Annotated in this window: 25 protein-coding genes; 14 read left to right on the forward strand and 11 right to left on the reverse strand. The window is 62.4% G+C overall.

Going from position 1 to position 26,638, the window contains the following annotated elements:
* Positions 1 to 20 precede the first annotated feature (20 nt).
* From QM685_RS08040 to QM685_RS08060, 5 genes are all read right to left on the reverse strand, one after another.
* Entirely contained in the window at positions 21 to 173 is a 153-nt protein-coding gene (locus QM685_RS08040) for a hypothetical protein (protein ID WP_415114731.1), read from the reverse strand.
* Between the two features lie 461 nt (positions 174 to 634).
* Positions 635 to 1,033 (reverse strand): hypothetical protein, encoded by a 399-nt coding sequence (locus QM685_RS08045; protein WP_415114530.1) that lies wholly within the window; start codon positions 1,031 to 1,033, stop codon positions 635 to 637.
* Positions 1,030 to 1,401, reverse strand: a complete 372-nt coding sequence (locus QM685_RS08050; RefSeq protein ID WP_415114532.1) for a tlde1 domain-containing protein — start codon at positions 1,399 to 1,401, stop codon at positions 1,030 to 1,032. Before QM685_RS08050 ends, QM685_RS08045 begins: the two co-directional genes overlap by 4 nt.
* Before the next feature lie 354 nt (positions 1,402 to 1,755).
* On the reverse strand, positions 1,756 to 2,013 hold the full coding sequence (locus tag QM685_RS08055) for a hypothetical protein (protein ID WP_415114534.1): 258 nt from the start codon (positions 2,011 to 2,013) through the stop codon (positions 1,756 to 1,758).
* A 638-nt stretch (positions 2,014 to 2,651) separates the two neighbouring features.
* A complete protein-coding gene (locus QM685_RS08060) occupies positions 2,652 to 3,389 on the reverse strand; it encodes a GntR family transcriptional regulator (RefSeq protein WP_415114536.1) in 738 nt (245 codons plus the stop codon).
* Positions 3,390 to 3,560: 171 nt separating this feature from the next.
* Here QM685_RS08060 and QM685_RS08065 point away from each other — a divergent pair, with 171 nt between their 5' ends.
* From QM685_RS08065 to QM685_RS08075, 3 genes are all read left to right on the forward strand, one after another.
* A complete protein-coding gene (locus tag QM685_RS08065) occupies positions 3,561 to 4,781 on the forward strand; it encodes a pyridoxal-phosphate-dependent aminotransferase family protein (protein WP_415114538.1) in 1,221 nt (406 codons plus the stop codon).
* A 182-nt stretch (positions 4,782 to 4,963) separates the two neighbouring features.
* Positions 4,964 to 6,250, forward strand: coding sequence for an MFS transporter (locus tag QM685_RS08070; protein ID WP_415114540.1), 1,287 nt, complete (start codon positions 4,964 to 4,966; stop codon positions 6,248 to 6,250).
* 92 nt (positions 6,251 to 6,342) lie between these two features.
* Complete coding sequence (locus QM685_RS08075) at positions 6,343 to 9,375, forward strand: FAD-binding and (Fe-S)-binding domain-containing protein (protein ID WP_415114542.1); 3,033 nt, start codon at positions 6,343 to 6,345, stop codon at positions 9,373 to 9,375.
* A gap of 50 nt (positions 9,376 to 9,425) precedes the next feature.
* Here QM685_RS08075 and QM685_RS08080 read toward each other — a convergent pair whose 3' ends face one another.
* The gene (locus tag QM685_RS08080; protein ID WP_415114544.1) at positions 9,426 to 10,343 is read right to left on the reverse strand and encodes a helix-turn-helix domain-containing protein; all 918 of its coding nucleotides are present in this window, start codon (positions 10,341 to 10,343) and stop codon (positions 9,426 to 9,428) included.
* A gap of 162 nt (positions 10,344 to 10,505) precedes the next feature.
* On the opposite strand from QM685_RS08080, the gene QM685_RS08085 reads away from it, so the two are divergent.
* From QM685_RS08085 to QM685_RS08100, 4 genes are all read left to right on the forward strand, one after another.
* On the forward strand, positions 10,506 to 11,408 hold the full coding sequence (locus QM685_RS08085; RefSeq protein ID WP_415114546.1) for a DMT family transporter: 903 nt from the start codon (positions 10,506 to 10,508) through the stop codon (positions 11,406 to 11,408).
* A 280-nt stretch (positions 11,409 to 11,688) separates the two neighbouring features.
* Positions 11,689 to 13,872 carry a hypothetical protein gene (locus tag QM685_RS08090; protein ID WP_415114548.1) on the forward strand — a complete coding sequence of 728 codons (2,184 nt, stop codon included), beginning with the start codon at positions 11,689 to 11,691 and terminating at the stop codon, positions 13,870 to 13,872.
* A 107-nt stretch (positions 13,873 to 13,979) separates the two neighbouring features.
* Entirely contained in the window at positions 13,980 to 14,237 is a 258-nt protein-coding gene (locus tag QM685_RS08095) for a hypothetical protein (protein ID WP_415114550.1), read from the forward strand.
* A gap of 81 nt (positions 14,238 to 14,318) precedes the next feature.
* Entirely contained in the window at positions 14,319 to 14,918 is a 600-nt protein-coding gene (locus tag QM685_RS08100; RefSeq protein WP_415114552.1) for a LysE family translocator, read from the forward strand.
* A gap of 3 nt (positions 14,919 to 14,921) precedes the next feature.
* On the opposite strand, the gene QM685_RS08105 is transcribed toward QM685_RS08100, so the two are convergent.
* The 3 genes from QM685_RS08105 to QM685_RS08115 form a co-directional block, all read right to left on the reverse strand.
* Positions 14,922 to 16,652 (reverse strand): FAD-dependent oxidoreductase, encoded by a 1,731-nt coding sequence (locus QM685_RS08105; protein ID WP_415114554.1) that lies wholly within the window; start codon positions 16,650 to 16,652, stop codon positions 14,922 to 14,924.
* Positions 16,653 to 16,785: 133 nt separating this feature from the next.
* A complete protein-coding gene (locus QM685_RS08110) occupies positions 16,786 to 17,778 on the reverse strand; it encodes a DedA family protein/thiosulfate sulfurtransferase GlpE (RefSeq protein ID WP_415114556.1) in 993 nt (330 codons plus the stop codon).
* Positions 17,779 to 18,176: 398 nt separating this feature from the next.
* Positions 18,177 to 18,428 carry a hypothetical protein gene (locus QM685_RS08115; protein ID WP_331607260.1) on the reverse strand — a complete coding sequence of 84 codons (252 nt, stop codon included), beginning with the start codon at positions 18,426 to 18,428 and terminating at the stop codon, positions 18,177 to 18,179.
* 1,006 nt (positions 18,429 to 19,434) lie between these two features.
* Between QM685_RS08115 and QM685_RS08120 the strand changes: the two genes are divergently transcribed.
* The 6 genes from QM685_RS08120 to QM685_RS08145 all read left to right on the forward strand — a co-directional run bounded on the left by QM685_RS08120 (position 19,435) and on the right by QM685_RS08145 (position 23,794).
* Positions 19,435 to 20,163 (forward strand): transporter substrate-binding domain-containing protein, encoded by a 729-nt coding sequence (locus tag QM685_RS08120; protein ID WP_415114558.1) that lies wholly within the window; start codon positions 19,435 to 19,437, stop codon positions 20,161 to 20,163.
* 13 nt (positions 20,164 to 20,176) lie between these two features.
* Entirely contained in the window at positions 20,177 to 20,854 is a 678-nt protein-coding gene (locus QM685_RS08125) for an ABC transporter permease (RefSeq protein WP_415114559.1), read from the forward strand.
* A 3-nt stretch (positions 20,855 to 20,857) separates the two neighbouring features.
* Positions 20,858 to 21,625, forward strand: a complete 768-nt coding sequence (locus QM685_RS08130; protein ID WP_415114560.1) for an ABC transporter permease — start codon at positions 20,858 to 20,860, stop codon at positions 21,623 to 21,625.
* 170 nt (positions 21,626 to 21,795) lie between these two features.
* Positions 21,796 to 22,305 carry a hypothetical protein gene (locus QM685_RS08135; RefSeq protein WP_415114561.1) on the forward strand — a complete coding sequence of 170 codons (510 nt, stop codon included), beginning with the start codon at positions 21,796 to 21,798 and terminating at the stop codon, positions 22,303 to 22,305.
* 26 nt (positions 22,306 to 22,331) lie between these two features.
* A complete protein-coding gene (locus QM685_RS08140; RefSeq protein ID WP_415114563.1) occupies positions 22,332 to 23,087 on the forward strand; it encodes an amino acid ABC transporter ATP-binding protein in 756 nt (251 codons plus the stop codon).
* A 101-nt stretch (positions 23,088 to 23,188) separates the two neighbouring features.
* On the forward strand, positions 23,189 to 23,794 hold the full coding sequence (locus QM685_RS08145; RefSeq protein ID WP_415114565.1) for a hypothetical protein: 606 nt from the start codon (positions 23,189 to 23,191) through the stop codon (positions 23,792 to 23,794).
* A gap of 57 nt (positions 23,795 to 23,851) precedes the next feature.
* Here QM685_RS08145 and QM685_RS08150 read toward each other — a convergent pair whose 3' ends face one another.
* Entirely contained in the window at positions 23,852 to 24,505 is a 654-nt protein-coding gene (locus QM685_RS08150) for a helix-turn-helix domain-containing protein (protein ID WP_415114567.1), read from the reverse strand.
* Positions 24,506 to 24,630: 125 nt separating this feature from the next.
* On the opposite strand from QM685_RS08150, the gene QM685_RS08155 reads away from it, so the two are divergent.
* Positions 24,631 to 25,077, forward strand: a complete 447-nt coding sequence (locus QM685_RS08155) for a GNAT family N-acetyltransferase (RefSeq protein WP_415114719.1) — start codon at positions 24,631 to 24,633, stop codon at positions 25,075 to 25,077.
* 135 nt (positions 25,078 to 25,212) lie between these two features.
* On the opposite strand, the gene QM685_RS08160 is transcribed toward QM685_RS08155, so the two are convergent.
* Complete coding sequence (locus QM685_RS08160; protein WP_415114569.1) at positions 25,213 to 26,613, reverse strand: GntP family permease; 1,401 nt, start codon at positions 26,611 to 26,613, stop codon at positions 25,213 to 25,215.
* Positions 26,614 to 26,638 lie beyond the last annotated feature (25 nt).

The following is a 26,638-nucleotide window of genomic DNA, read 5'->3' on the forward strand; positions in this document are numbered from 1 at the left end:
TCCCGGCTGGCCTTCACCAGTCAGGGTCGTCTTGTGGCCACCGGGATGAAGGCCAACAGCGACCATGCCCCCGCATATCCCGCTTTCTTCAGGATCATCCATAGCGGGATGACCTCCACGGTGGCGATAAGAACAACGACCATCAACCAGTGCCAAATGGAAAGAGAGCCCACGCACACCTCCATCTTCGAAAGTTGACTGACAACGGTAACCATACCGAAACATGACGGGCTCGCTTTCCCGATGCTTCCTGTTGCAATCCATATCGCACACGCGCTGCACTTGACGCAATCCTGTTCTGCGGAAGATGGGGATACATGGGTCATAACTGTCCACTGCCGCGAAATCAACCGGCCTTTATCGTTCCGTGTTCGACTTGTCGGGCGTTACGCGTGTCGTGAGTCGGTAGGAAACGACGTTTCCTGGTCAGTCGCGCGCGCTTACTGGCGATGCCGGAAAAGCGCGCGGCGTATGAACAGCTACTCTATCTCCTTGAACAGTCTGTTGACTGGTGGCAAATGTCGCGAAACTATAAATACCTCAACAGCCCTCATTGAGCATTCTGACCAGGCTGACCGGTCCGAAAGTACCGGATGCAAAAAAGAGGCCCACGGGAATGTGGGCCTGTGATAGGTCAATGCTTTGTACCGGAGTTGTCGAGTCCCTTAATCAGGCGCTCCTCTGACGGAAAATGTTGCGTAACGGTAAATACGTCTACGCCAGTTAGCGAGCATTCGATTTCGCCGGCATGGTTCACAGTCATCACATTGATAACTCTCCCGCTTTTGTCGTGAAAGGTGATGTGGTAGACCTGGCGCCACATTTGCTGCCCGTCCTCATATTTGCCGATTTTCTCATTAGACACAAGCACCGCCCGGGTTTGGGAATCGTCGATATTGCCGAGGATGCCATTTCTTTTTAGTTTCCCTTCGGCGAGCCTGGTCGGCCAGTTGTCGCATGGTGGAAAGGGCTTGGGTTCGGCCAGGCATAATGCGGGAAGCGATAGCAGCACAACTGCAAAGGCGTGTTTCATGGATGCTCCACCCTGAGTAATCTGTCGCCACTGTTCCAGATTTGTTCGCGGTATGGCCTTTTGAGAACGATACAGCCATTTGATGCGTTGCCGGGTTCTCTGGTGCTGTCGCCGTGGATCATGAAGCCGTCACGCCCGCCTAGGCTCGTTCCCGCGACAGGGTTAAGCCGCATCGAAAACGGTCCAGTTTTAGCGTGCGTAAACGGCGGCCGGATTTCGTATAGACCGACGGGTATCGGTCCCAGGTCGCGGACATACTGGCTACCATGTTTATTCTTGTGTATGCCCTTACCTGCATATCCGTCATCGGTAATGAATTCGTCGTCGTGGTACAGATCCCCGGTCGCATGTTTGTAAACCCATACCATCGTTTTTTCCTCGTTGGTTATACGAATCAACGATTACACCAAATCAGCTGGCTGCATGCAATTTTCAGGATGAGCGCCGGTGGTGCACCCGCGTCTCTGTATCGGTCCAACCCACGCAGCGAACATGCGCTGTACAGGAGTCAAACGTATGGAGCATATGCCCCGACCGGGGCAGCGGGATTACAAGGGATGCGGTTTGGCGATGGTATGTACACAGGGGCAAGCCTTGGTGGATCAACCCCAGATGCGCGCGCCCGTCCGTGAATTTCGTGGATGCGTGTGCACGCATGGACGCGTATTGCAAAGCCATGCTGGCAGAGCGGCGGCGTACGGAAAAATCATACCCTGTGATTTTCACGCTGCGTCGAGCATTCCCGGTCCATCGTTGACGGCCACCGTACCAAGGGCAGCGATGCGTGGCGTAGCGGGACTGTCAAGCTGCTCCAGATACGGTCCGAGCCGATGCCACGTGTCGCGCATTTCGCATTCGTAGGCATACTGATGACAGGTCCGCAGCAGTACCGGGTTGAGCGGTTTCATCCGTGCCTTGGTGGTGACGGCATAATTCAGGCAACGCTCCACCATATCGTCCGCGACTTCGCGGGGGAGCATGAACGTGGCGCCGGTACGGCGCGGATCGTGTGCGCTCCATGGGCCGTCAGGCAGGACCAGTCCCCAAGCGTCGCCTCGCGGGAGCTGCCGTCGAAGCGGTAGTGGACGTGACCGACACCGCATCGTCGCGCGTGGCGTCGACCTTGCCCGAGAGCCCGGAACCATCGCGCACGGTACGGTTGTCGTCGGCTGCGGTGAGCCGGGACAGCGCGACTTCGGTGATGGATTGTCTGGCTGGTTTCCCCACGTCATTCCCCACAAACGGATCGACCGTGGAGGAATTCTAGCGGAGCGTGCCCGTCCTGATGAGACTGGTAGCGATTGATTTCATGACGGATAGTACGGATTTGCAAGCGCTGCAGCGGCAATTGTTCACAGACTTGTTCCCAGATTATGTGGACAACTGGATGCTGAACTCGCCGCACGAGATACGGCATCCCTGCCAACCGAACTTCCTGGCATCATGGACGCCATACCGCGCATGCTGCCTATGCTTGCGCCGCGCGAAAATAACGCCTGTGCGTCAAATACTTAGTTGGGCTGTGAGCGTGTTGTCCACAGGTTTGCGAACAATTCCGGTGGACAAGTTTTCCCGCCGCCTTCTGACCCGGCGGTGCGTTGAACACCCATCCCCGGCGTCAGGCCTTCAACCCCGAACCGGCCACGCCCACCACCGCCGCTTCCTGCGACTGCACCTGCAAGACCGCATCCCGCTTGTCCAGCAGATGCTGCCTGAGAATCGCACTGAGCCGCTTGCCATCGCGCGCCTCGAGCGCCTTCAGCATTTCATCGTGATCGTGAATCGCGCTGTCCCACTTCGGCGTCTGATAGTTCGAGCGAAACCGCAGCGCCTGCAAGCGCCGGTTCACCGACACATACGTTTGCCGCAGCGCTGAATTTCTCGCTGCCTCGTTGATCTTGTCGTGGATCGCCTGGTTGCGGCTGTAGTAGCCCGGCAGATCGTTCTGCGCGCGGCACGCGAGCATCGCGTAATGGAGCGCCTTGATTTCGGCGAGCTCGGCGGCGGTGATCCGTTCGGCCGCGAGTTCGCCGGAGAACGCTTCGAGCCCGCTCATCAGTTCGAAGGTCTCGCGCATTTCCGCTTCCGACATTTTCGACACCGACGCGCCCCGATTCGGCGAAATCTCGATCAGCCCTTCAGCCGCGAGCACCTTCAGCGCCTCGCGCAACGGCGTGCGCGAAATGCCGAGCGTTTCACACAACTCGCGCTCGTTCAGTTTCTTGCCGGGCTCCAGCACCCCTTCGACGATAAAGCGGCGAATGTGCTCGACCACGGTGTCGTGCAGGCGCTGACGCTCGACCTTCGGCATCAGCGGCGCGGCAGCCATCCCGGCATTGAAATCCGGATTTTGCATACAAAAACCCTCGGCTTCACATGATGTGGGATTTTAACGGAACGCCAATGATTAGTTAACAAGCGGATAAACGCGGGTAAACACCGGCCCCGCCAGCCCAATTTCACCTTGGGAGCAGCGAAGTTCGTCTGATATAGTTTTTTGAATGCAAAATTCAATTGGAGGAGCCCGATGCTCAAGCTAGATTTCCATCCCGCTGGCCGTCACTTCCTGCAGATTCCGGGGCCGAGTCCGGTGCCCGACCGGATCCTCCGGGCGATGAGCTATCCGACCATCGATCACCGCGGCCCCGAGTTCGGCGAACTGGGCCTGAAGGTGCTCGACGGCATCAGGAAGATTTTCAAAACGCAGCAGCCGGTGGTGATTTATCCGGCGTCCGGCACCGGTGCGTGGGAGGCGGCGTTGTCCAACACGCTGAGTCCGGGCGACCAGGTGCTGATGTTCGAAACCGGCCACTTCGCGACGCTGTGGAAGAAGATGGCCGAAAAACTCGGGCTGAAGCCGGAATTCCTCGGGCTGCCCGGTATCGAAGGCTGGCGGCGCGGCGTGCAGCCGCACATGATCGAGGAACGTCTGCGCGCCGACACGCAGCACGCGCTCAAGGCGGTCTGCGTCGTGCACAACGAAACGTCCACGGGCGTCACGTCGGATATCGCCGCCGTGCGCCGCGCGATCGACGCCGCGGGCCATCCGGCGCTGCTGCTCGTCGACACGATTTCGGGTCTCGCCTGCGCGGATTACCGTCACGACGAATGGGGTGTCGACGTGACCGTGTCGGGTTCGCAGAAAGGTTTGATGCTGCCGCCGGGCATCAGCTTCAATGCGATCTCGCCGAAAGCGATGGCCGCGAACCAGCACGCGAAGCTGCCGCGCAGCTTCTGGGACTGGCCCGAAATCGTCGAGATGAACAAGACCGGCTATTGGCCGTACACGCCGAACACGAACCTGCTGTATGGCCTCTCCGAAGCGATCGACATGATTCTCGGCGAGGGGCTCGACAACGTGTTCGCGCGTCACGAACGTCTCGCCGAGGCGACCCGCCGCGCGGTGCGCGCGTGGGGACTCGAGATCCAGTGCGCCGATCCATCTGTGTATAGCCCGGTGCTCACCGGCGTGATGACGCCCGAAGGCATCGATGCCGACGCGGTGCGCAAGCTCATCTACGAACGCTTCGACATGTCGCTCGGCACCGGACTCGGCAAGGTGAAGGGCCGCATGTTCCGCATCGGCCATCTCGGCGATTGCAACGACCTCACGCTGCTCGCGACGCTCGCCGGCTGCGAAATGGGTCTGCGGCTTGCCGGCGTGCCGCTCAAGGAAAGCGGCATGCCGGCCGCGATGGAGTGGTTGAGTCAGCCGCTGAAAACGTCGGGGTTGAAAGCCGCGGCCTGAATGCCGCGCCGTGACCGGCAACCGGCAACAGGAAAAGACAGGGAGCGCTTCCCTCACCCAACCGCGCGCAGAACGCGGCCTGAACAACATGCAATACGTCCGCGACGGCTTCTGCCGCCGACGGGCGACGACCTGGCGCGCCATTTCAGGCGCGCCGTCGACACATGCCATGGAGAGAGACGATGAAGCGGTTTCGTTTGACCAGTGCGACCCGTATCGTTCTAGTGATGCTATGCGTCATGTACTTCATCACTTACCTCGACCGCGTGAACGTCAGCACCGCGGCCGCGGGTTTCGGCAAGGAATTCAATCTCACGCATACGCAGGTCGGCCTCGTGTTCTCGGCGTTCGCGTATCCGTATCTGGTGTTTCAGGTGATCGGCGGCTGGGTCAGCGACCGCTTCGGCGCGAAACGCACGCTGCTCGTGTGCGGCGCGATCTGGGGGCTCGCGACGGTGTTCACCGGTCTCGCCGGTGGTCTTGCTTCGCTGCTCGCCGCGCGCCTCGTGCTCGGTTTCGGCGAGGGCGCGACGTTCCCCGCCGCGACCTCGGCGATGTCGCGTTGGGTCGCGAAAGAAAAACGCGGCTTCGCGCAAGGCATCACGCACGCGGCATCGCGAATCGGCAACGCGGTCGCGCCGGCGCTGATCGTGCTCGTGATGGCGACGTGGGGCTGGCGCGAATCGTTCTATATCTGCGGCGCGCTGAGTCTGCTGTGGGTCATCGTGTGGGCGCTCACGTTCACCGAACATCCGAAGGACCATCCGCGCATCACGACCGAAGAACTCGCGGTGTTGCCCGAGCCCAAGCCGAAAGTCACCGGCCTGCCGTGGGGCAAGCTGTTTCGGCGGATGACGCCGGTCACGATCGTCTACTTCTGCTATGGCTGGACGCTGTGGCTGTTCCTGAGCTGGATTCCGCTGTACTTCCTGCGCAACCATCATCTGCAACTGCAGAAGTCGGCGATCTTCGCGTCGGTCGTGTTCTTCGCCGGCGTGATCGGCGACACGCTCGGCGGCATCGTGACCGACGCGATCTTCAAGCGCACCGGCAGCCTGAAGCGCGCGCGCAGCTGGATGGTGTCGGTCTGCATGCTGTTCTGCCTGCTCTCGCTGATTCCGCTGATGTTCACGCACAACCTGGCTTTGTCGATCGCGTGTCTCGCGTCGGGCTTCTTCTTCGCCGAAATGACGATCGGCCCGATGTGGGCGATTCCGATGGACATCGCGCCGGAATTTTCCGGCACCGCGAGCGGCATGATGAACACGGGCTCGGCGCTTGCCGCGATCATCTCGCCGGTGGTGGGCGGCTTTCTGATCGACTACTTCGGCAACTGGGACTTGCCGTTCGTCGGCAGCATGCTGCTGATGGGCCTGGGTGTCGTGCTCGCGTTTCGCATGCAGCCGGAAAGCCGCTTCGAACTCAGCGCGTCGGACAAGCCGCGGGTTTCCACGAGCATGGGCGTGTAGCACGTTTTTATCGCTGAGCTCGCGTCTTGCCGGGGCGTGCCGCCGTCGCGGCACGCATGCCGCTTCCCAAAGGCTTCCCAAAGGCCGCCGATATGACGAATCCCACCTCCGCTTTGCTCGTCAAGCCGATCCATCTGGTCCCTTCCGCCGCGCGCGTGACGAGTCCGCTCGCGCAGCATCTGCGCAAATCGCTGCGCGGCGACGTGCTGTTCGATATCGCCAGCCGCGGCCGGTACGCAACCGATGCGTCGATCTACCAGATCATGCCGGTCGGTGTCGTGGTGCCGCGCGATCAGGACGATCTGCGCATCGCGCTCGAGATCGCGCGCAGCGAGAAGGTGCCGCTGCTCGCGCGCGGCGCTGGCACGAGCCAGTGCGGGCAGACGGTCGGCGAGGCGCTCGTGATCGACACGAGCAAGTGGCTCAACAACATCGTCGCGTTCGATGCCGACGCGCGCACGGTCACGGTCGAGCCCGGCGTCGTGCTCGATCATCTGAACGCGTGGTTGAAGCCGCATGGGCTGTGGTTTCCGGTGGACGTGTCGACGGCCGCGCAATGCACGATCGGCGGGATGGCCGGCAACAACTCGTGTGGCTCGCGCTCGATCGAATACGGCAACATGGTGCACAACGTCGACGCGATCGACGCGATTCTCGCCGACGGCAGCGAAGCGCGTTTCGGGTCATTGCGCGAGCCGCCGCAAGGCGAGCGTTTGCAGCAGATCGTCGCGAGCGTCGCGCGGATCGCCGCGCGCGAGCGCGACGAAATCGTCGCACGCGTGCCGAAGGTGCTGCGCCGCGTCGCGGGCTACAACATCGATCTGTTCGACTGCCAGAATCCGCGCGCGTATACCGACGACGGCAGCGCGAACCTCGCGCATCTGCTGGTCGGCTCGGAAGGCACGCTCGCGTTCAGCCGGCAGATCACGCTGAAGCTCGCGCCGCTGCCCGCGCACAAGACGCTCGGCGTGGTCAACTTTCCGACCTTCCGGCAGTCGATGGCGCTCACGCAGCACATCGTCAAGCTGAAGCCGGTCGCGGTCGAACTCGTCGATCGCACGATGATCGATCTCGCGTTGAGCAATCCGGCGTTTCGTCCGGTGATCGGGAAAGCGCTGGTCGGCGAGCCGCAGGCGATCCTGCTCGTCGAGTTCGCGGGCGAGGACCGCGCCGCGCAGCTTGCGTCGCTCAAACGGCTCACCGAACTGATGGGCGAACTCGGTCTGCCCGATTCGGTCGTCGAGATGCCGGACGCGAACGCGCAGAAAGCGCTATGGGAAGTGCGCAAGGCCGGGCTCAACATCATGATGAGCATGAAGGGCGACGGCAAGCCGGTCTCGTTCATCGAGGATTGCGCGGTGCCGCTCGAACATCTGGCCGACTACACGAGCCGGCTGACCGACGTGTTTCATCGGCACGGCACCGAGGGCACGTGGTACGCGCACGCGAGCGTCGGCACGCTGCACGTGCGGCCGATTCTCGACATGCGCCGCGACGGCGCGACGAAGATGCGCGCGATCGCCGAAGAGGCGGCCGCGCTCGTGCGCGAATACAAGGGCGCGTATTCGGGCGAACACGGCGACGGTTTGTGCCGCGGCGAATGGGTCGCGTGGCAATACGGGCCACGCCTTAACGAAGCGTTCAGCGAGATCAAGGCGCTGTTCGATCCGGATAACCGCTTCAATCCCGACAAGATCGTGCGTCCGCCGAAGATGGACGACGCGCGCAATTTCCGCTTCGCGCCGGGCTATCGCGAACAGCGCATCGACACGGTGCTCGACTGGTCGGCGTGGAATGTCGAACGCGATCCGCTGACCGGCGAAGAAAGCGTGCCCGGCAGCGGCGACGATCTGAGCGGCGGGCTCGCGAAAGCGGTCGAGATGTGCAACAACAACGGCCATTGCCGCAAGTTCGACGCCGGCACGATGTGCCCGAGCTATCGCGTGACGAAGGACGAGCAGCATCTGACGCGCGGGCGCGCGAATACGTTGCGGCTCGCGATTTCAGGGCAGCTTGGTGAAAGCGGGCTCGCGAGCGACGACGTCAAGGACACGCTCGATCTCTGCGTATCGTGCAAGGGCTGCAAGCGCGATTGCCCGACCGGCGTCGATATGGCGAAGTTCAAGATCGAGGCGCGGGCGGCGCGCGTCAAACGGCGGGGGCTGAGTCTGCGCGACAGGCTCGTCGCTTTCATGCCGCGCTATGCGGGCGCGGCGAGCCGTATGCCGGGACTGATGGCGTTCGCGGACAACGTGCCGGTACTGTCGGCGTGGTTCAAGCGTTCGGTGGGTTTCGCGCCGCAGCGCAGCTTGCCGCGCTTCAAAAAGTCGTTCCTGGCCGGTGCGGTGTCCGCAAAGTCGATGGACCAAACCGCGCAAGCGGCCACGCTGAAAGAAGTGCTGCTCTTCGTCGACACCTTCAACAATCATCTCGAGCCCGACAACGCGCGTGCCGCGCAAAAGGTGCTCGAAGCGGCCGGCTACACGGTGCACTTCAATGCGCGAAAAGGCGAACGGCCGGTCTGTTGCGGGCGCACGTTTCTCGCGGCGGGTCTTGTCGATGAAGCGAAGCGGGAAGCGCGGCGGATGCTCGATCTGTTCAGGCCATTCGTCGAGCGTGGCGTGCCGGTGGTGGGACTGGAGCCGTCCTGTCTGCTGTCGTTGCGCGACGAATTCCTGCAGTACGGTTTCGGCGACGAAGCGCGGCGGCTCTCGCAGCACGCGTTTCTGTTCGAAGAATTCCTCGTGCGCGAGGAAAAAGCCGGACGCTTGCAGCTTGCGTTGAAGCCGCTGCCGATGCAGCAGGCGCTGGTGCACGGCCACTGCCATCAGAAGGCCTTCGACGCATTCACGCCGGTGCAAACCGTGCTCAAGTGGATTCCGGAGCTGAAGGTATCGACGGTGGAATCGTCGTGCTGCGGCATGGCCGGCAGCTTCGGCTACGAAGCCGAGCACTACGCGAGCTCGCAGGCGATGGCGGAACTGTCGCTGCTACCCGCGGTGCGCAAAATCGACGGCGATACGGTGATGGTCGCCGATGGCACCAGTTGCCGCCATCAGATTCACGACGGCGCGGGCGTCGACGCGATCCACGTTGCGCGCGTGCTGGCGATGGCGTTGCAATGACGCGGGGATAACCGGACCGAAGCACCGAAGTACCAACGCAAGCGCGTCAATCAAACGCCGATAATCTGCCGATACGCACCCGGTGTTACACCCACCGCCTCGCGAAAGCGATGGCTGAAGTGGCTGGCATTCGCATAGCCGCACTGTCCGGCGATCTGCGCGAGCGGCAGCGTGGTCGTGCGCAGCAGCGTGCGCGCGCGATCGACTCGCTGCCGCGCGATCCACGCGGCGGGCGGCAAGCCGAACGATTCGCGAAACATGCGCGCAAGATGAAACTCCGACAACGCCGCGACGCCCGACAGTTCACCGAGCGTCAGCGGCTGCGCGAGACGGCTGTCGATATAGTCGCGCAAGCGGCGGCGCGTCGCGGCCGACAGGCCGCCCCTGAGCGACACGTTCGCGCGACGCACGCCTTGCCCGCGCAATAGCAGGCTCAATACTTCGTGCGCGGTCTCGTTGGTGCGCAGCAGATCATCGGGGCTCTCCCAGTCTGCATTGACGAGCGACTGGCACAGGCTCGCGATGCGCGGATCCTCGAAATAGGTGCGATCGGCGAGCGTCAGTTCGCGCGGCTCGCGGTCGAGTTCCTGCACCGCGCGTCGCGTGAAGTGCTCGGGCAGGAAATACAGATGCATGAAGTGCATGTGGCCGCGCACCCACCAGCGCGATTCGTGATCGCCGGGCAGCGCGCACAGCCGCGACGGCGCGCCGTAATGGCCGGGCATTTTCTGGCGCTCGGTGCGATAGCCGCCGTCCAGGTAGCACGACAGCGTGTGATGGCCGGGCCGCTCGTAGACGGTCTCGGCTTCCTTCGTATCGCGCGTCCATAGCGCAATCGCGAGCCCGTCGCCGAGCCATGCGAAGCGGTCCAGATTCGCATTGGCGCTGGCGAGCGTGTGACAGACCGACTGCAGGCCGAACGGCATGCCGGCGGCGGATATCACGGGGACGGACGGGCTGGCGTTCACGACGGCGAGCGGAAGTTTTCCGATGGAATGGCTGAGCGGCCAGTATACGGCGAGCCCCGCCTGGCCGCGCATCGGCGCGAAAAAGTGCGCAATCCTGGACAATTGCGCGCGCTCGCGCGGCTGCATAGTCGGGTTTTGTCATTGCCGTTTCAAGGCCCGACCATGAATCTTCTGCTTTATGCGTCCACCGTGCTGATCTGGGGCACCACGTGGATCGCGATCAAATGGCAACTCGGTTCCGTGCCGCCGCCGGTATCGATTGCCTGGCGTTTCTGGATCGCCGCGCTGCTGCTGTTCGCGCTGCTGCGCGTCATGCGCCGGCCGATGTGGCCGCCGCGCGCCGCGTGGCGTTTTCTCGCCGCTCAGGGTTTCACGCTGTTCTGCCTCAATTTCCTGTGCTTCTACTACGCCGAACAGATCGTGCCGAGCGGCCTCGTCGCGGTGGTGTTTTCGACCGCGCCGCTGCTCAACTCGATCAACGGCCGGCTGTTCATGGGCCGGCCGCTGCAGCCGAGCGCGATCGCGGGCGCGTTGCTGGGGCTCGTCGGCATCGTCTGTCTGTTCGTTCAGCAGATGGCCGGTCATCTCGGCGATCACACCGCGTGGCTCGGGCTGGGCGTCGCGTTTCTCGGCACGATGTGCTTTTCGGCCGGCAATCTGCTGTCGAGCCGGATGCAGTCGATGGGCCTGCATCCGTTCGCGACCAATAGCTGGGCGATGCTGATCGGCGCCGGCATCCTGACCGTCGGCAGTCTCTTTGCCGGCTATTCGTTCGCGCTCGAACCGAGCGCGCGCTACCTCGGCGCGCTCGCCTACCTCGCGGTGTTCGGCTCGGTGATCGGCTTTACCGCGTACCTGATGCTGGTCGGCCGCATGGGTCCGGAGCGGGCCGCGTATTGCACGGTGCTGTTCCCGATCGTCGCGCTGGCGGCATCGACGATCTTCGAGGGCTACCGCTGGTCCGCGTTGGCAGTGGTCGGCCTGCTGCTCGTGGTGGCCGGCAATCTGGTCGCATTCGATCTGACGCGGCGGTTTTTCGTGCGGCGTTCGATGACGGGATCGTGACGAATCGCTCAAGGTGAGTATTTACAGGAGCAGAAAAAGCGACTGAATCGGCGACAGGTGAGTCTTTTCAGGAGCCGGTTTTACCGGCTCCAATATCGTTTAAATACCGGTTGCACCTGTTTTTATGCGATTGGAATTATTTAAATGATTTCGCATTCAATGCGATTTTTTTAGTAATTAATTCAACACTTTTCTGTGAGAGGATAAAACGCTACTACAGGCGAAGACACGCCGGTCAAGCCGGCCACGCGTGCTTCGCGCCTCGCAAGGATATATCGCCGTGAAGCTCCTCTCCCGTCTTGGCACGGCCGTGGTTTTAATCCACAGCCTGATCTCGCCGAATACTTATGCGCAATCCCCACTCAATTACACGACCTCGTGGATCGGCAATAGCTTCGGCTTTGGCGACGGCAAATGGATGCAGCAGGATATTCAGGCCATTAGCGTCGGCGTCGACGGCACCGTTTATACGAATGCGCCATGGGACGAAAGCGGCAGCGAAATCGCCGCCTATCGCGCCGGCGACAAACTCGCGGTGGCCGGCTCGACGCACGGCTGGGGCGCGGCCGGCGGCGACGCGGTGGCGGTGAATCACACCTACCTGTACGCGGCGATGTCGATCGGCAACGAGAGCAACGCGCTGGTCGGCGCGGACTATCCGCCGGCTAACCAGACCTGGTACGGCATCACGCGCCGCACGCTCGCGAATCTGGCGGCCGGCGCGCCGTTCAGCGGCGGCATCGGCAATAGCGCGAACGCGACGAAGAACAGTTTCGTGCCGCTCGAAACGGTGGCGACCGGCACCGACGCGAGCATTCGCGGTCTCGCCGCGACCGACAGCGAACTCTATGTGGCCGATACCTACGGCAATCGCATCGTGGTGTACGACGCGGAATCGATGCAGCCGCGGCGCTCGTGGAGTGTGAGTTCGCCGGGGCGCATCGCGATCGATACCGATTCGACGCTATGGGTCATGAGCGGCGTGTCGTCGGGCAACCCGGGCATCCTGCACTATGCCGCCGACGGCACCGCGCTCGCTGGTCCGTTGACGCTGCCCGCGGGCACCGTGCCGGCCGACATCACGGTCACGCCGTCGGGGCAACTGCTCGTCGCCGACAACGGCCCGGCGCAGCAGATTCTCGTGTTCAACAAGGGCGCGGACGGCCAGTTGCAGGCCGCCACGTCGATCGGCACGCGCAACGGCATTTTCCATACGGTGCGCGGCGTGCCGGGCGACGTGCGTTTCAACGGCATCACGGGCATCGGCGTCGATCCGGCCGGCAATCTGTACGTCGCGCAGAACGGCGAAGGGCCGCGCGCGCCGGGCTCGGCATCGGTCGGGCAAGGCGCGGTACTGGAGAGCTACGTGTATGGCTCGCGCGTGCTGAACTGGCGGCTCTACGGCCTGACGTTCGTCGATAGCGCCGCATTCGATCCGGCCACGCCCGCGTCCGTCTACACGGGCTCGAAGCGCTTCACGCTCGACTACAACCAGCCAGTGGGCCACGAATGGTCGTATGCGGGATTCACGCTCGACCGCTTCGATTATCCCGACGACCCCGCGTTTCACCAGCCGCGCGGCGTGCGCGGCGAGCCGATGGTGCGCAGGTTCGGCGGCCAGCGCTTTCTCTATACGCTCGATCCGGGCGCGCATTACCTGAACGTCTATCGCTTCGACGCCGCGCATGGCGAGATCGCGATTCCTTCCGGCCTGTTCGCGCAGAATCCGCTGCCGGGCACGTGGCCCGCCGGCCAGCCTGCCTATGGCGAATGGATGTGGCGCGACAGCAATGGCGACGGCGTCGTCGATGCCAGCGAGATCAGCAGCAATCCGTCGACCGGCAGCACGGTCGGCAACGGCTTCTGGTGGGTCGACGAACCGGGCAACGTGTGGCTCGCCACGCCGTTGAGCGGTATCCGCGAGATGCCGCTGCAAGGCTTCGACCCGGCGGGCAATCCGGTCTACACGTACGCGAGCGCGAAGATGTTCGCGATGCCGGCGCCGTTCACGCGACTCGCGCGGCTCGTCTATTTCGCATCGACCGACACGATGTACCTGTCCGGCTTCACGAGCGCGATTCCGTGGGACGCGACGCACTGGAAGGAAGCCGGCCCGGTGCTCGCGCGCTACGACAACTGGAGCTCCGGCACGCCGACCGAGGCGTACGCGATCTCGCTGCCGTGGAACACGCAAAGCAATCCGCAGACGACCACGGTCGGCGTCGCGGTGGCGGGCAACTACATCTTCGTCGCGGAGCTGTACACCGCGAGAGTCGACGTGTACGACGCGCGCAACGGCACGGCGGTCGGCTATATGACGCCGGGCGCGAGCGTCGGCAACACGAGCGGCTGGGTCGACGTATATCTCGGCATCAGCGCGGTGCAGCGCGACAACGGCGAGTACGTGGTGCTACTGGAAGACGATGCGCGCGCGAAGATCCTGATGTATCGCTGGACGCCTTGATGCGGATCGCCCCCGCGCCGAACACGAATGGACGGCGGCGCGCGATCGGTATATAACAGCGTGACGAGGTTGTTTTACCGATGCATTCACAGGAGCGATGTTTCATCATGACGCAAGACGTTTCTCCCAAGCCGCCCGCCGACAATCGTCCCGAGATCGAGCAGCTCGACGCGGCACTCAGTCACGTCGATCAGCAGGTGTCGTCAGGTGGTATTGCGTCGGGCGCGGCGAAGGGCATTGTGTACAGCCTGATCGAAACGCTTGGCGCGCTGGTCGGCGATCCCGATCTGCCGGAGCATGCGCGTTCGGGTTACGAGGGATTGCTGGAGGCGGCGCGCGAGTTGCGCGCGAAACTGGACCGCTGACACGCGCGTTCGCGCGCGACGCTGCGGCAACTGCGTCTGTGATACAAAAGCGCACTGTGTAATTCACCGTGCGCTTTTTTCATGCTCTCCGCGACCGACATTGCGTTACTCGCCGCCGGCATCGCCGTTGTCCTGACGATGCCCGGCCCCACCAACACGCTGCTCGCCGCTGCCGGTTTGCGCCACGGCTTGCGGCGTGCGCTGCCGCTGATTGCCGGCGAACTGTCCGGCTATCTGGTGGCGATCTCCGCATGGGGACGCTTCTTCGCGCACGCCGCGCATGCGTGGCCGTGGCTGCCGTCGCTGCTGCGCGGGGCGGCGAGTCTGTACATCGCCTGGCTGGCCGTCGACATGTGGCGCGCGGCGGTGGTGCTGCCCGGTTCGACGCAGCGCGCGGGTAACGTGCGCACGCTGTTCGTCGCGACGCTGCTCAATCCGAAAGCATTGCTGTTCGGCGGCACGATCTTTCCGGCCGTCGCGTTCACGCATGCGCCCGCTTATCTGCTCTCGGTATCGATCTTCGCTTGTCTCGCCGCGCCGATCGCATGCGCGTGGATCGCGTTCGGCGCGGCGCTCGGCAGCGGCCGGCTCGGGTGGCTCGAGCCGGTGAAGGTACAGCGCGGCGCGTCGATCGTGCTCGGCGTGTTTTCGCTATCGCTCGGCTGGGCCGCCTTGCACTGAAGCTCACGCACCCAACGCCACCGCTTCTCCCGTCGATGCCGCCAGCAACTGATGAATCTGCGCGACCACCGCCGCGCCTTCGCCGACCGCCGCGGCCACGCGTTTCGTCGACCCCGCGCGCGCATCGCCGATCGCATAGACGCCTTCGACCGTCGTCGCGAGATCGCAGGCCGCGGCCGAGCCGTCCGTGCCGATGCCGGTCAGCACGAAGCCCTTCGGGTCGAGCTGCACGCCGCAGGTGCGTAGCCAGTCGGTGTTCGGATCCGCGCCGGTGAAAAGGAACAGATGCCGCGTGTCGAACCGCTCGACGCCATCGGGCAGCGGCTTTTTCAGCGTGACCGACGCGAGCCCGTCCTCGTCGCCTTCGATCCGGCCGATTTCGGAATTCGGATGCACGAACACGTTTGGCAGCGAGCGGATGCGGTCGATCAGATAGCGCGACATCGTCGCTTCGAAACCGCTGCGGCGGATCAGCACGTGGACCTTGGCCGCATGCGTCGCCAGATAGACGATCGCCTGGCCGGCCGAATTGCCGCCGCCCACGAGCACGACTTCCTGGCGCTTGCACAGCTTCGCCTCGACTGGCGATGCCCAGTAGTAGACGCCGCGTCCGTCGAAGCGGTCGAGCCCTTCGAGCGCGGGGCGCCGGTACACGGCGCCGCTCGCGATGACGATCGCGCGCGCGGAGATATGTCCGCCGCACTTCAGCTCGAGCCGGTATGGCGACTGCGCGCACTGCAGCGACTTCACGTTGACCGGAATCGCGACGTGCGCGCCGAACTTCTGCGCCTGCACGAACGCGCGGCCGGCGAGCGCCTGGCCGGAGATGCCGGTCGGAAAGCCGAGGTAGTTTTCGATCCGCGAGCTGGCGCCGGCCTGGCCGCCCGGCGCGCGGCTGTCGAGCACGATCGCCGAAAGTCCCTCGGAGGCCGCGTACACGGCGGCGGCAAGACCCGCCGGTCCGGCGCCGACGATCGCGACGTCGTACACGTGCGTGTCGTCGAGATCGGGCAACAGGCCGAGGCAGGTCGCCAGCTCCGGCATGCTCGGATGACGCAGCATCGAGCCATCCGGACAGATCACGAGCGGCAGGTCTTCGCGTTGCGCGGCGAACTGCTCGATCAGACGCAGCCCGTCTTCGTCGCGCTCGTCGATCACCGAATGCGGATGGCCGTTGCGCGACAGGAAGCCTTGCAGCATTACGAGCCGCGCGTCGCTGCTGTTGCCGACCAGGATCGGGCCGCCCGCGCCTTTTTCGATCAGCGAGACGCGCCGCAGGATCAGCGCGCGCATGATGCGCTCGCCGAGTTCCGCTTCGGCGACGATCAGCGCGCGCAGCCGGTCGGGCGGAATCAGCAGCGCTTCGACGGCGCCGATCGCGAGGCCGTTCACCAGCGCGGGCCGCCCCGACAGTTGGCCGACCTCGGCCAGAAAATGCCCCGCGCCATGCTCGCCGATCACGACCTCGCGGCCGATGCCGTCGCGTTGATAGACCTTGACGCGTCCTTCGAGCAGCACGAACATGCCGGGGCCGGTATGGCCGGTCTCGAACAGCAGCTCGCCGGACTTCCAGTGGCCGATCTCGCCGAAGCGGCGCAGCCGGTCGATCTCCGCGCAGGTGAGCGGGGGAAACATCTGGTGCATGCGCGTCGACAGCGACGAAAACGGCGCGTCGGCGACGACTCCCTGCTGTCCTTCCATCTCTTGAGTCGAAACTTCCTGAGTCGAAAGCATTGAACCGCTCCTTCGGTGTTCATTGCCGGATTGAACGGGGGCAAAGCGGGCGGCGCGGCGGGATGGCCGACGCCGTGCGCCTTCTTCGAATGGTCCAGGCGAGCGGGACCGGACCGCAAGGGTCGCTGCCGCGCTAGACGGCCTTGGGCGCGACGTCGTCGACCGCGACTTCCGGCGGCGGCGTACCGGGCAGCGCGTCGACCGGCTTGCCCGAGTCGCGCCAGGCTTCCATGCCGCCGCGCAGCGGCAGCACGTCGGAGAAGCCGGCCTCGTTCAGTTGCTTCGCCATCCATGCCGCGGAAATCTCGTTCGGGCAGGAACAGTAGATCACGAGCTTCTGATCGTGCGGATAGGTGGCGACGATGCCGTCGAGTTGCCGTTCGTCGGCGAATTGCGCGCCGGGAATCACGAACGGATCGAGCTTGCGTTTTTCCTGCGAACGGATGTCGAACACGACCGGCGGCTTGCCGGTCGCGTAGAGCTTCCCGAGTTCGTCGACCTCGATGCGCGCGGACGCGAGCTTCGCGATCAACTGACGGCGCCGGATCCACCGGTACACCGCGTACAACACCAGCAGCGCGACGACGACGAGCGCCGCCGTGCGGCCGAGCCGTCCGGCGATCGCGAACAGCATGTCGATCTGCCGCGCGAACAGCGCGCCGACGATGAGCCCGGTACCGGACCACAGCGCGGCGCCGATGCCGTCGTACGTGAGGAAGGTGCGATAGCGCGTGCCCATCGCGCCCGCCATCGGAATCGACACGATCGACAGACCCGGCACGAACTTCGCGACCGCCAGCACGCGCACGCCCCAGCGGCCGAAAAAGCGCTCGGTCTTTTTCACGCAGGTGTCACGCGAGAGCGACAGCCGGCAGATCGTCTTCAGCGTATTGCCGCCGTACATACGGCCGGCGAGATACCACGCGCTGTCGCCCAGCAGCGTGGCGAAGATCGATAGCACGAGCACCGGCATCAACTGCGTGCCGATGGAGCCGGGATGCATCGCGGCCATCGCGCCGAACAGCACGAGCGACGGCATCGCCGGTACCGGCAGTCCGAGCGAGGCGGCCAGCACGTTGACGAAGACGAGCGCGGGCCCATATTGCTCGACGAGGTCATGTAGCATCGGTTTACATCCGCGGCCCTTGCGGGCGCAGCGAGGTAAGGAACGCAAAGGGGAATGCAAGGATTATGGACGTATTTTCGAGACGTGCAAACGGCCCGAAAATGCATGCGCTGGCTGGCCGCGATCCGCGCCGCAGGCAAGCGTGGAAACCGCGAGCGCGGTGCGCCGAAGGCTGCGCGGGCGCGCCCGGCGACGAGCGTGGCAACGCCTGCTAAAACCCGTAGGAAAGCGCGGATTGGCGGCGTGGGCGGAACAAAGAAAAGTAAATCGACGCGCGCGGGCGAAGCAGGCGCGAACAATGCCGGGCACCTGGATCGACGCGCGGCGCGAGTGCCGGAGGAGGCAGGCAACGCACGCGGCAATCAGGCCGCCGCGCCGCCAATATCACGAACAATGAGTCACGAACGATGATTGTGCTGTTCGCCCGGCAATTCGGCGCCGTGCGCGCGGATAGCGGCAATCAGCTCGGCGGGCGTGATTTCGTAGCGCACTTCGCGGTGTATGCCCGGTTTGCGCTCATCGACTTCGATCAGCAGGATGGCTTTGCCGTCTTCTGACGATTCGAGGCGCAGCGAGCGGAGTTCGCGCCCCGTTGCGTCGTCGTATTCGGTGAGCAGGGCCATTGACCCGGAGGACCCGGTAATGCGCATCGAGGTTGTCCTTCTTCCGTTGTTGAGAGCCATTGTACGGGCAGCAATGAGCGCCGTCTGCCGCGCCGTGCCGCCGTGCTGTTCTGTTTCCGCGCCACCCGGATTTGGCCCGGCGATGATGCCGCCGGTATCCGGCCCGGGGAGCGTGACAATCAGTTTAACGCGACTCCCGGTGATGACGGATGCATTTTTCGTGCCCCTCGGCGGCGCGATCCGCATTGCCGGTTGTCATGCCGGTGACGCACGGGCGGGGTAGGCAGGAGCGGGTTTTTCAGGTCGTGGTGGTTCGTTCGCCATGGCTCGTCGTCGCTGGCCGGGTGCGCGACCGTACCGTTGAATGTGCGTTGCGTTCCGGCCGGCCGCCGCTCCATCCGTGTGCATTGCCGCTGGCATGCTGCTCGTGGATAGGGCAAGTCGCTGCCGGAAATGGTGAGAGCCGCGGACGCGGCCTTGCGCGGCCGCAGGTCGCCTCGCGCATGCCGTTGGCTCCCGAACTTCCTCACCCTGCGCCGCGCGGTTCATACCGCTCATCTTCGGCGCCACGCATCGCATTTCGAGCGGGCATTCACCACGGGCAAAAAATGGCCCGTCCGAATCGGGACGGGCCGTTAAACGCCGTTGTTACTCGGGTCAGCCTGCCCTTGCAACGTTGGGCGCTGACGGTTTCCATCCTGTTGCTTCAGCCGCGCGTTGTCGAGGTGGGAGTAATGCCGATCTGTCAGAACAATACGAGGCGCGCCCGGACGTTCCAGTTTCTTCACCGGAAATCTCGCGCTGTCGGGTTTCTCGAACCGCAAGCGGCCACCCAATGCCACGGGTAAACCCGATTAGGGGATTTGCATATAATTAAAATATTGACGTTAAATTAAAGCGTGGCTACCTTACTTCCAATGCGACCGAACATCGGAGGCGCAGAAATCGCGACGAGAGAGATGCCATGTCACACACCCTGTTTCAACGTTTTCGAGGATGGATCATTTGCGCCCTGACAGCGACGGCCGCGGTCATGTCGGCGCCCGCCTTTTCGGCCGGCGATACGCTCAGGGTCGCGACGGAGGGCACCTATCCGCCGTGGAGCTTCAAGGATTCATCCGGGCAGCTCCACGGCTTCGACGTCGACATTGCGAATGCTCTTTGCGCGCAGATGAAGATGAAATGCCAAATCGTCGCGCAGGCATGGGACGGCATCATTCCCGGTCTTCAGGCCAATCGATACGACGCGATCGTTGCGTCGATGTCGACGACGCCCGAGCGACGCAAACAGGTTCTGTTCACCAACAAGTACAAGGACACGACGTCCAGTTTCATCGCGGCGAAAGACAGCGGGATAAAGGACGTCTCGCCCGCGGGACTGAAAGGCAAGCGCATCGGCGTGCAACGCGGCTCTTCGCAGCATCAGTGGCTGGTCGCCAACGGCTATGACAAGACGGCATCGCTCGTGCTGTATGACGATACCCGTCAGCCGGAGCTGGACCTGGTCGCGGGCCGTGTCGATCTCATCATCGGCAACAAGGCGACGTTCTATTCCGACTTCTTCAAGCGACAGGATTCGAAGGACTTTGCGTTCGTCGGACCGGAATTCAAAGGCGGCGTACTCGGCGACGGCAACGCAATTGCAGTTCGACTCGGCGACTCCGAACTCTGTAACCGCATTAACGCGGCGCTGGCCGCCATCATGGCAAACGGCACCTACGACCAGATTCGAAAGAAGTATTTCCCTTTCCCGCTGATGTAACGCAGGAGCCAGCATGTCCAGTTTCACACTAGACGGTTACGGCGGACTCATTCTGCTCGGAGCCTTGACCACTTTGCTGGTCGCCCTCGCGGCTACGGCTATCGGCTCGGTGATCGGGGTTCTGATGGCGGCTGCGAAGCTGTCGCCAGTGCGGATTTTCCGGCAGTTTGCCGGCGCATACACGACCACGATACGAGGTGTTCCGGACCTGCTGGTCATTTTCCTCGTGTACTACGGCGGCAGCGCGACCCTCTCTCACATCCTCGACCGGCCAATCGAAATCAATGCGTTCGGTGCGGGAGCGGTGTCGCTGGGACTGGTATTCGGCGCCTATGCGACGGAAATATTCCGGGGTGCAATCCTCGAAGTTCCGCGCGGCCAGTTCGAAGCCTCCGCGGCGTTGGGGTTGACGGGCGCAGGGAGCTTTGTCCACGTCATTGCGCCACAAGCGTGGCGCCTTGCAGTACCTGCTTTCGGGAATCAGTTGACCGTACTACTGAAAGAAACCGCGCTTGTTTCGCTGGTCGGTCTCGAAGACCTGATGCGACGAACAGGTTTCGCCGTCGAGGCGACAAATCGCCCTTTTTTCTTCTACCTCGTCGCCGGCGTGCTGTACTTTTTCCTCAGCTTCGCGCTGACGAACGTTTTTGGCACGGTTCGTCGCAAGACGTCGACCGCGTTGGCGAGGTGACGCATGTTTGACTTCTCATTGCTCATATCGAGTTTTCCGCGGCTGCTTGCCGCGTTGCCCGTCACGCTCGAGCTGTTTGTCGCCATCGTGGTCGTTGGTCTTATCGTGGGCGTTCCCACGGCACTCGTGGGATTGAGCTCGTCCACGATTCTGCGCGGCGGCGTCAGGTTTTACATCGGTGCATTCCGCGGCACGCCGGCTCTCGTGCAACTGTTCTTTCTCTATTACGGATTCGGGCAGTTCTCTTTTATTCGGCACTCCGTGGTCTGGCCGCTCCTGCGCGACCCATTCGCGTGCGCGGTCATTGCGTTGGGACTGAATTCGGGCGCGTACACGGCGCGTATTCTGATGGGCGCGCTGTCCGCCGTACCCAAAGGCATCGTGGAAGCCGCCGAAGCACTAGGATTGGGTCGAGCCTCGATACTGGCTCGCATCAAGGCGCCGATTGCCGTTCGTATTGCACTTCCCGCGTACGCGAACGAAACCATTCTGAATCTGAAGGCGACGTCGCTGGCGTCGACGGTGACCATCATGGAATTGACGGGAACCTCGAAGCTGCTGGTTAGTGAAACATACGCGCCTTATGAGATCTTCGTTGGCGCTGGAATAGTTTATCTCGCGATGACGTTTTTCCTTTCGCATGCATTCAGGCTCATCGAGCTGAACATTGCACGCAAAACAGGAAAGGACGTCGACGTTGTCGATCGTCGAAAGCCTGAGCGATCCGCGCTGTCGAAGTCTTCAGATCCTGGAGACGCTCACGCAGCGTAGTCCTCTTATGGCGAGCTTTTACGAGTCGACCATGCTCCTGAACCCCTTACGCAAAGTTAATGGAGAAACGCAAATTGCTTCGGTTTCTGACACTTGGACCAGGTGGTAGCAATCACGAATTTGTGACTGCCCGATACATTCAACATCACGGTCTGGAAGGACAGGCGTCGATGGCTCTGGTGTTGAGCTTCGACGACGCGGCACGAATGGTGATCGACGGTGAGGCCGACTATATCGTTCAGGTTGCAGTGCATCCTTCGACGGCTGAGATCGTCGCGAAATATCGCAAACAACTGTTCGTAATCGATGCTTTCGTCTCCCCCAGCAAAGACATGGCGGTCGTGACCCGGGTTGATGTCGACACGCCCCGAACGCTCGCACTTCAACCGGCCACGCGCGACTATGTCAATACCGATGGGTTGACCCTCATTCCGGAGACGTCTACAGCATCGGTGGCAGACGGACTGCTGTCGGGAAAATTCGAAAGCGGCCTGACGTACTCGTCCCTTGCTACCGAGAACCCGACCCGGTTCAGAATCGACGAACGAATCGGCACCGTCGACGACCCATGGATCGTCTATGGTCGTGAGCGATTGTCCGAAGGCCGGGTGGTGGCCTGGAAGGAGAGCCCGGCGGCGCGGGCATTCCATGCTCGAACACTTACGCGGCTCGATGCCTGAGTCGCGCGATGCGGAGGATTTGCACCATGAATACCGAACCGGATAACACACTCGCGATATCTATCAGGGAGCTCTCGAAGAGCTTCGGCGAGTTCAATGTACTCAATTCCATTTCGTTGAATGTCCGACGAGGCGAAAAGATCGTTCTGTGCGGACCGTCCGGTTCCGGCAAATCGACACTGATTCGCTGCATGAACCGGCTCGAGAAACATGACTCGGGCGATATCTACGTCGACGGAATCGAACTCACCGACGATGCGAAACACGTGCGCATGGTACGTGCCGATGTCGGCATGGTGTTTCAGCATTTCAATCTGTTCCCGCACATGACGGTGCTGGAAAACTGCACGTTGGCTCCGATGCGTGTTCGTGGACTGAAGCGGAAGGAAGCAGAAGCACGGGCCCTTGAAATGCTCGAACGCGTGCGGGTGGCGAGTCATGCCGGCAAATACCCTTCGCAGCTTTCAGGTGGTCAGCAGCAGCGGGTTGCTATCGCAAGAGCGCTTTGTATGTCGCCGACCATCATGCTACTCGACGAACCCACGTCGGCGCTCGACCCGGAGATGGTCAGGGAGGTTCTCGACACGCTCACACTACTCGCGCAGGACGGCATGACCATGCTTTGCGTCACTCACGAAATGGGATTTGCAAGGGCGGTAGCCGATCGCATTCTGTTCATGGACCAGGGAGAAATCGTGGAAGACAACGAACCCGCTCGTTTCTTTGACGCGCCGAAGACCGAACGAGCGAGACGATTCCTCAGTCAGATGATTCACAAATGAATGCGGCATGAGACACCTCGCCCGCAGTGAGCGATATCACCTCTTCCCGGTCTCACCGGCTAACGGAAGTGTCCAATATTAAAAATTTTCTGGAGTAAGGCATGGCCACAATCAGGTTTGGCACCCTCGGTCCCACTGGCACGAACCACGAGTACGTCACGCATCGTTACATTGAATTCCACCGGCTCGATGCCGAAGTCAGGCTCTTCGCCAATTTCGACGATGCGCTGGTTGCGTTTGACGCGGACGAAATCGACTATCTCGTTCAGTGCGCGGTTCATCCCGATACTCCGCGAGTGATGGGCAGTAACTTTCGCGAGCGGTTCGTTGTCGACACCTTTATCTCGCCGAGTCAGACGTTGGCGATTCTCACCCGTAAGGACGTGGGCAAGCCCGAAACAATCTCGCTTGTTTCCCCCGCGACCGATGATTACGCAGACCTCAGTGCGTACTCCCGGCTGATTCCCGCGGTTTCAATTCCAGTGGCCTTCGAACGGCTGATGAAGGGAGAATGCGATTCCGCGCTCGTCTATCGATACTATTTCGATTCGCAACCGGAGAAGCTGCGGGTAGATGCCACGATCGGCTCGCCCGATGACGCCTGGATTGTGTACGGCCGGGAGCGCGTTGGAGCGGGCGACATTGTCGCCAGTCGGGAAAGTGTGGTGACGAGGCAATTCGCGGAACTGCAGCGGGCGCAACGGTAAGCCGATACGTCGGATAGATGCTGGGGAGCCGCTACGAGAGGATGTTGCCTCTATTTTCTAGCTGTATTCCCGGATATTGAAGAATACTGCGAGAAACTTGACGGGCACGCTTTCGATTTCTTCTGGTCCGTGTGCCGCATTCGGGTCGAACAGCAAGCTATCGCCGGATTTCACGTCGTAGAGCCGATTGGCGTACCGGTATTTCATTTTGCCCTCCAGTACGTGAAGGAACTGAATGCCGGTTGTCTGATGGGTTGTCCACGGCTGGGACTTCTCGTCGAGCGTGATGATATAGGGCTCCACGGAGAGGTTTCCTGACAATACGTGGCCGACGAGCCGATAGATGTGGCCGTACGACGAACCTTCCCTGTCTACCGTCACGCCTTGCCCAGCGGGTACGAACGAGCAGTCGTGGCGTTCACTCTGGTCGACGAAGAAGCGTGACACCGGTTTGCCCAACGCATTGGCAAGCCGCGTAAGCGTTTCTATCGATGGGGTGGCCGTTCCCTTTTCGATTCTGGAGAGCATCGAATGGGAAATGCCGGCCATTTTCGCGAGAGTGCCAGAAGCAATTCCTGCTGATGTCCGGAAGGCATGAATCTGTGCGGCCAAAGCACGGGACACTTTTTCTACCGCGGGATCGGGCTGCTTTTCTGCTGCCTCGATATCCGGAGATTCTTCAGCGGGCGGTCGATTCTGGGATTTTGCCATGGTGCCTTCGGTGAATGAGCCGTTCAAGGAAGATTCTTCATTATATGAGGCATTGCCATGCATGAGTGTCGGGTCAACGGCTTTTTGCCGGCACCGCGCGAAAGAGTAAAGGGGATATAGCCTTGATGCGTATTCGCCCGGTCGCACCAACCGACGCAGGTTCTGTCGCGTGTCTTGTGGATGAGCTTCTGGCGGAGCTTCACCATGGCGAGCGTGATACCGCGGACCGGATGTCTATCGCTGAAGCCGTTCTGAAACAGACGAGTCGCAGCTTCGGATATCTCGCGCTCGAAGGGGATAGTCCGGTGGGCGTCCTTCTGATGACGGAAGGCATCGCAATATATGCCGGCGGCGCCTTTGGGCAGATTACCGAACTATATGTGCGGCCGGAATACCGCTCTGGCGGGGTGGCCGCGGCGCTGGTCGGCGAGGCCGTGAAGTTCGGCAGGGAACGGGGATGGAAACGGCTCGACGTCGGCGCTCCTCGCCAGCCTCGTTGGTCCCGGACGCTGGCGTTTTACTTATCCGCGGGTTTCGTCGAGGTGGGACCACGCTTGCGCGTCGACCTGTGATGCCATGCGTCCGGCAAATTGACGAAACCGGAACACGAATTCGCCGAGCTTATGTTGGTACCGGGGTATGGCGACCATAAAAACCATTTTTGAATTTATGGTCGCGCCTTCACCTTGCTCCGTCCCGCGCGACGCTCAAACCAGTCCAGTCGCGTAATACATCGCGATCACAAAAAACACCGCCATCGTCTTGATGACCGTGACCGCGAAGATGTCGCGATACGACTGCCGATGCGTCAAGCCCGTGACCGCCAGCAGCGTAATCACCGCGCCGTTGTGCGGCAGCGTATCCATGCCGCCGCTCGCCATCGCGACCACACGGTGCAGCACTTCCAGCGGAATATGCGCGGCTTCCGCGCCCTTGATGAACAGATCCGACATCGCCGCGAGCGCAATGCTCATGCCGCCCGATGCCGAGCCGGTGATACCCGCGAGCGTGCTGACCGACACGGCCGCATTGACGAGCGGATTCGGAATGCTCTTCAGCGCATTGCCGACGACCAGAAAACCCGGCAGCGCCGCGATCACGCCGCCAAAGCCGTATTCCGACGCGGTGTTCAGCGACGCGAGCAGCGCGCCCGCCACCGCGGCCTTCGTGCCGACGGCGAAGCGCTGGGCCACGCGGCCGAACGCGGTTGCGACCACCATCACGATGCCGAGCAGCAACGCACCCTGCACCGCCCAGATCGCGACTACGGTCTTGACGGTCGTCTCGACCGGCGCATGCAGGCCCGGCAGGATGTCCGGCGTGATCGTGTAGGTCGGACCGTACCAGGTCGGAATCCAGCGCGTCAGCAGGAAGTTCGCGACGCCGACCACCACCAGCGGCGCAACCGCGAGCAGCGGATGCGGCAATGCCTTCGACTCGACGCGCTCCGGCTCGTTGACGAGATCGGTGCCGTAGCCCTCGCCGGTCGCCATCGCGGCGCGGCGGCGCCATTCCAGATACGACAGGCCGACCACGATGATGAACAGCGAGCCGATCACGCCGAGCGTCGGCGCGGCCCACGAGGTCGTTTTAAAGAACGTGGTCGGAATGATGTTCTGGATCTGCGGCGTGCCCGGCAGCGAATCCATCGTGAACGAGAACGCGCCGAGCGCGATCGCGCCGGGCATCAGCCGCTTCGGAATATTGCTCTGCCGATACAGCTCGGCCGCGAACGGATAGACCGCGAACACGACGACGAACAGCGATACGCCGCCATAGGTGAGCAGCGCGCACACCGCGACGATCACCGCATTCGCGCGCGAACGGCCGATATAGCGGATCGCCGCCGCGACGATCGATTCCGAAAAGCCCGACAGCTCGATGACCTTGCCGAATACGGCGCCGAGCAGGAATACCGGGAAATAGAGCTTCACGAAGCCGACCATCTTGTCCATGAAGATGCTCGTGAACACCGGCGCGACGGCGGCGGGCTCGGTCAGCAGGACGGCGGCGAGCGCCGCGATCGGCGCGAACAGGATGACGCTGTAGCCGCGATACGCGGCAAACATCAGGAACGCCAGCGCGGCGAGGACGATGACAAAGGACATTGAGTCTCCAGAGCTTGGTTGTTCT

The organism is Paraburkholderia sp. (genome assembly GCF_047605525.1).
GTDB lineage: Bacteria > Pseudomonadota > Gammaproteobacteria > Burkholderiales > Burkholderiaceae > Paraburkholderia.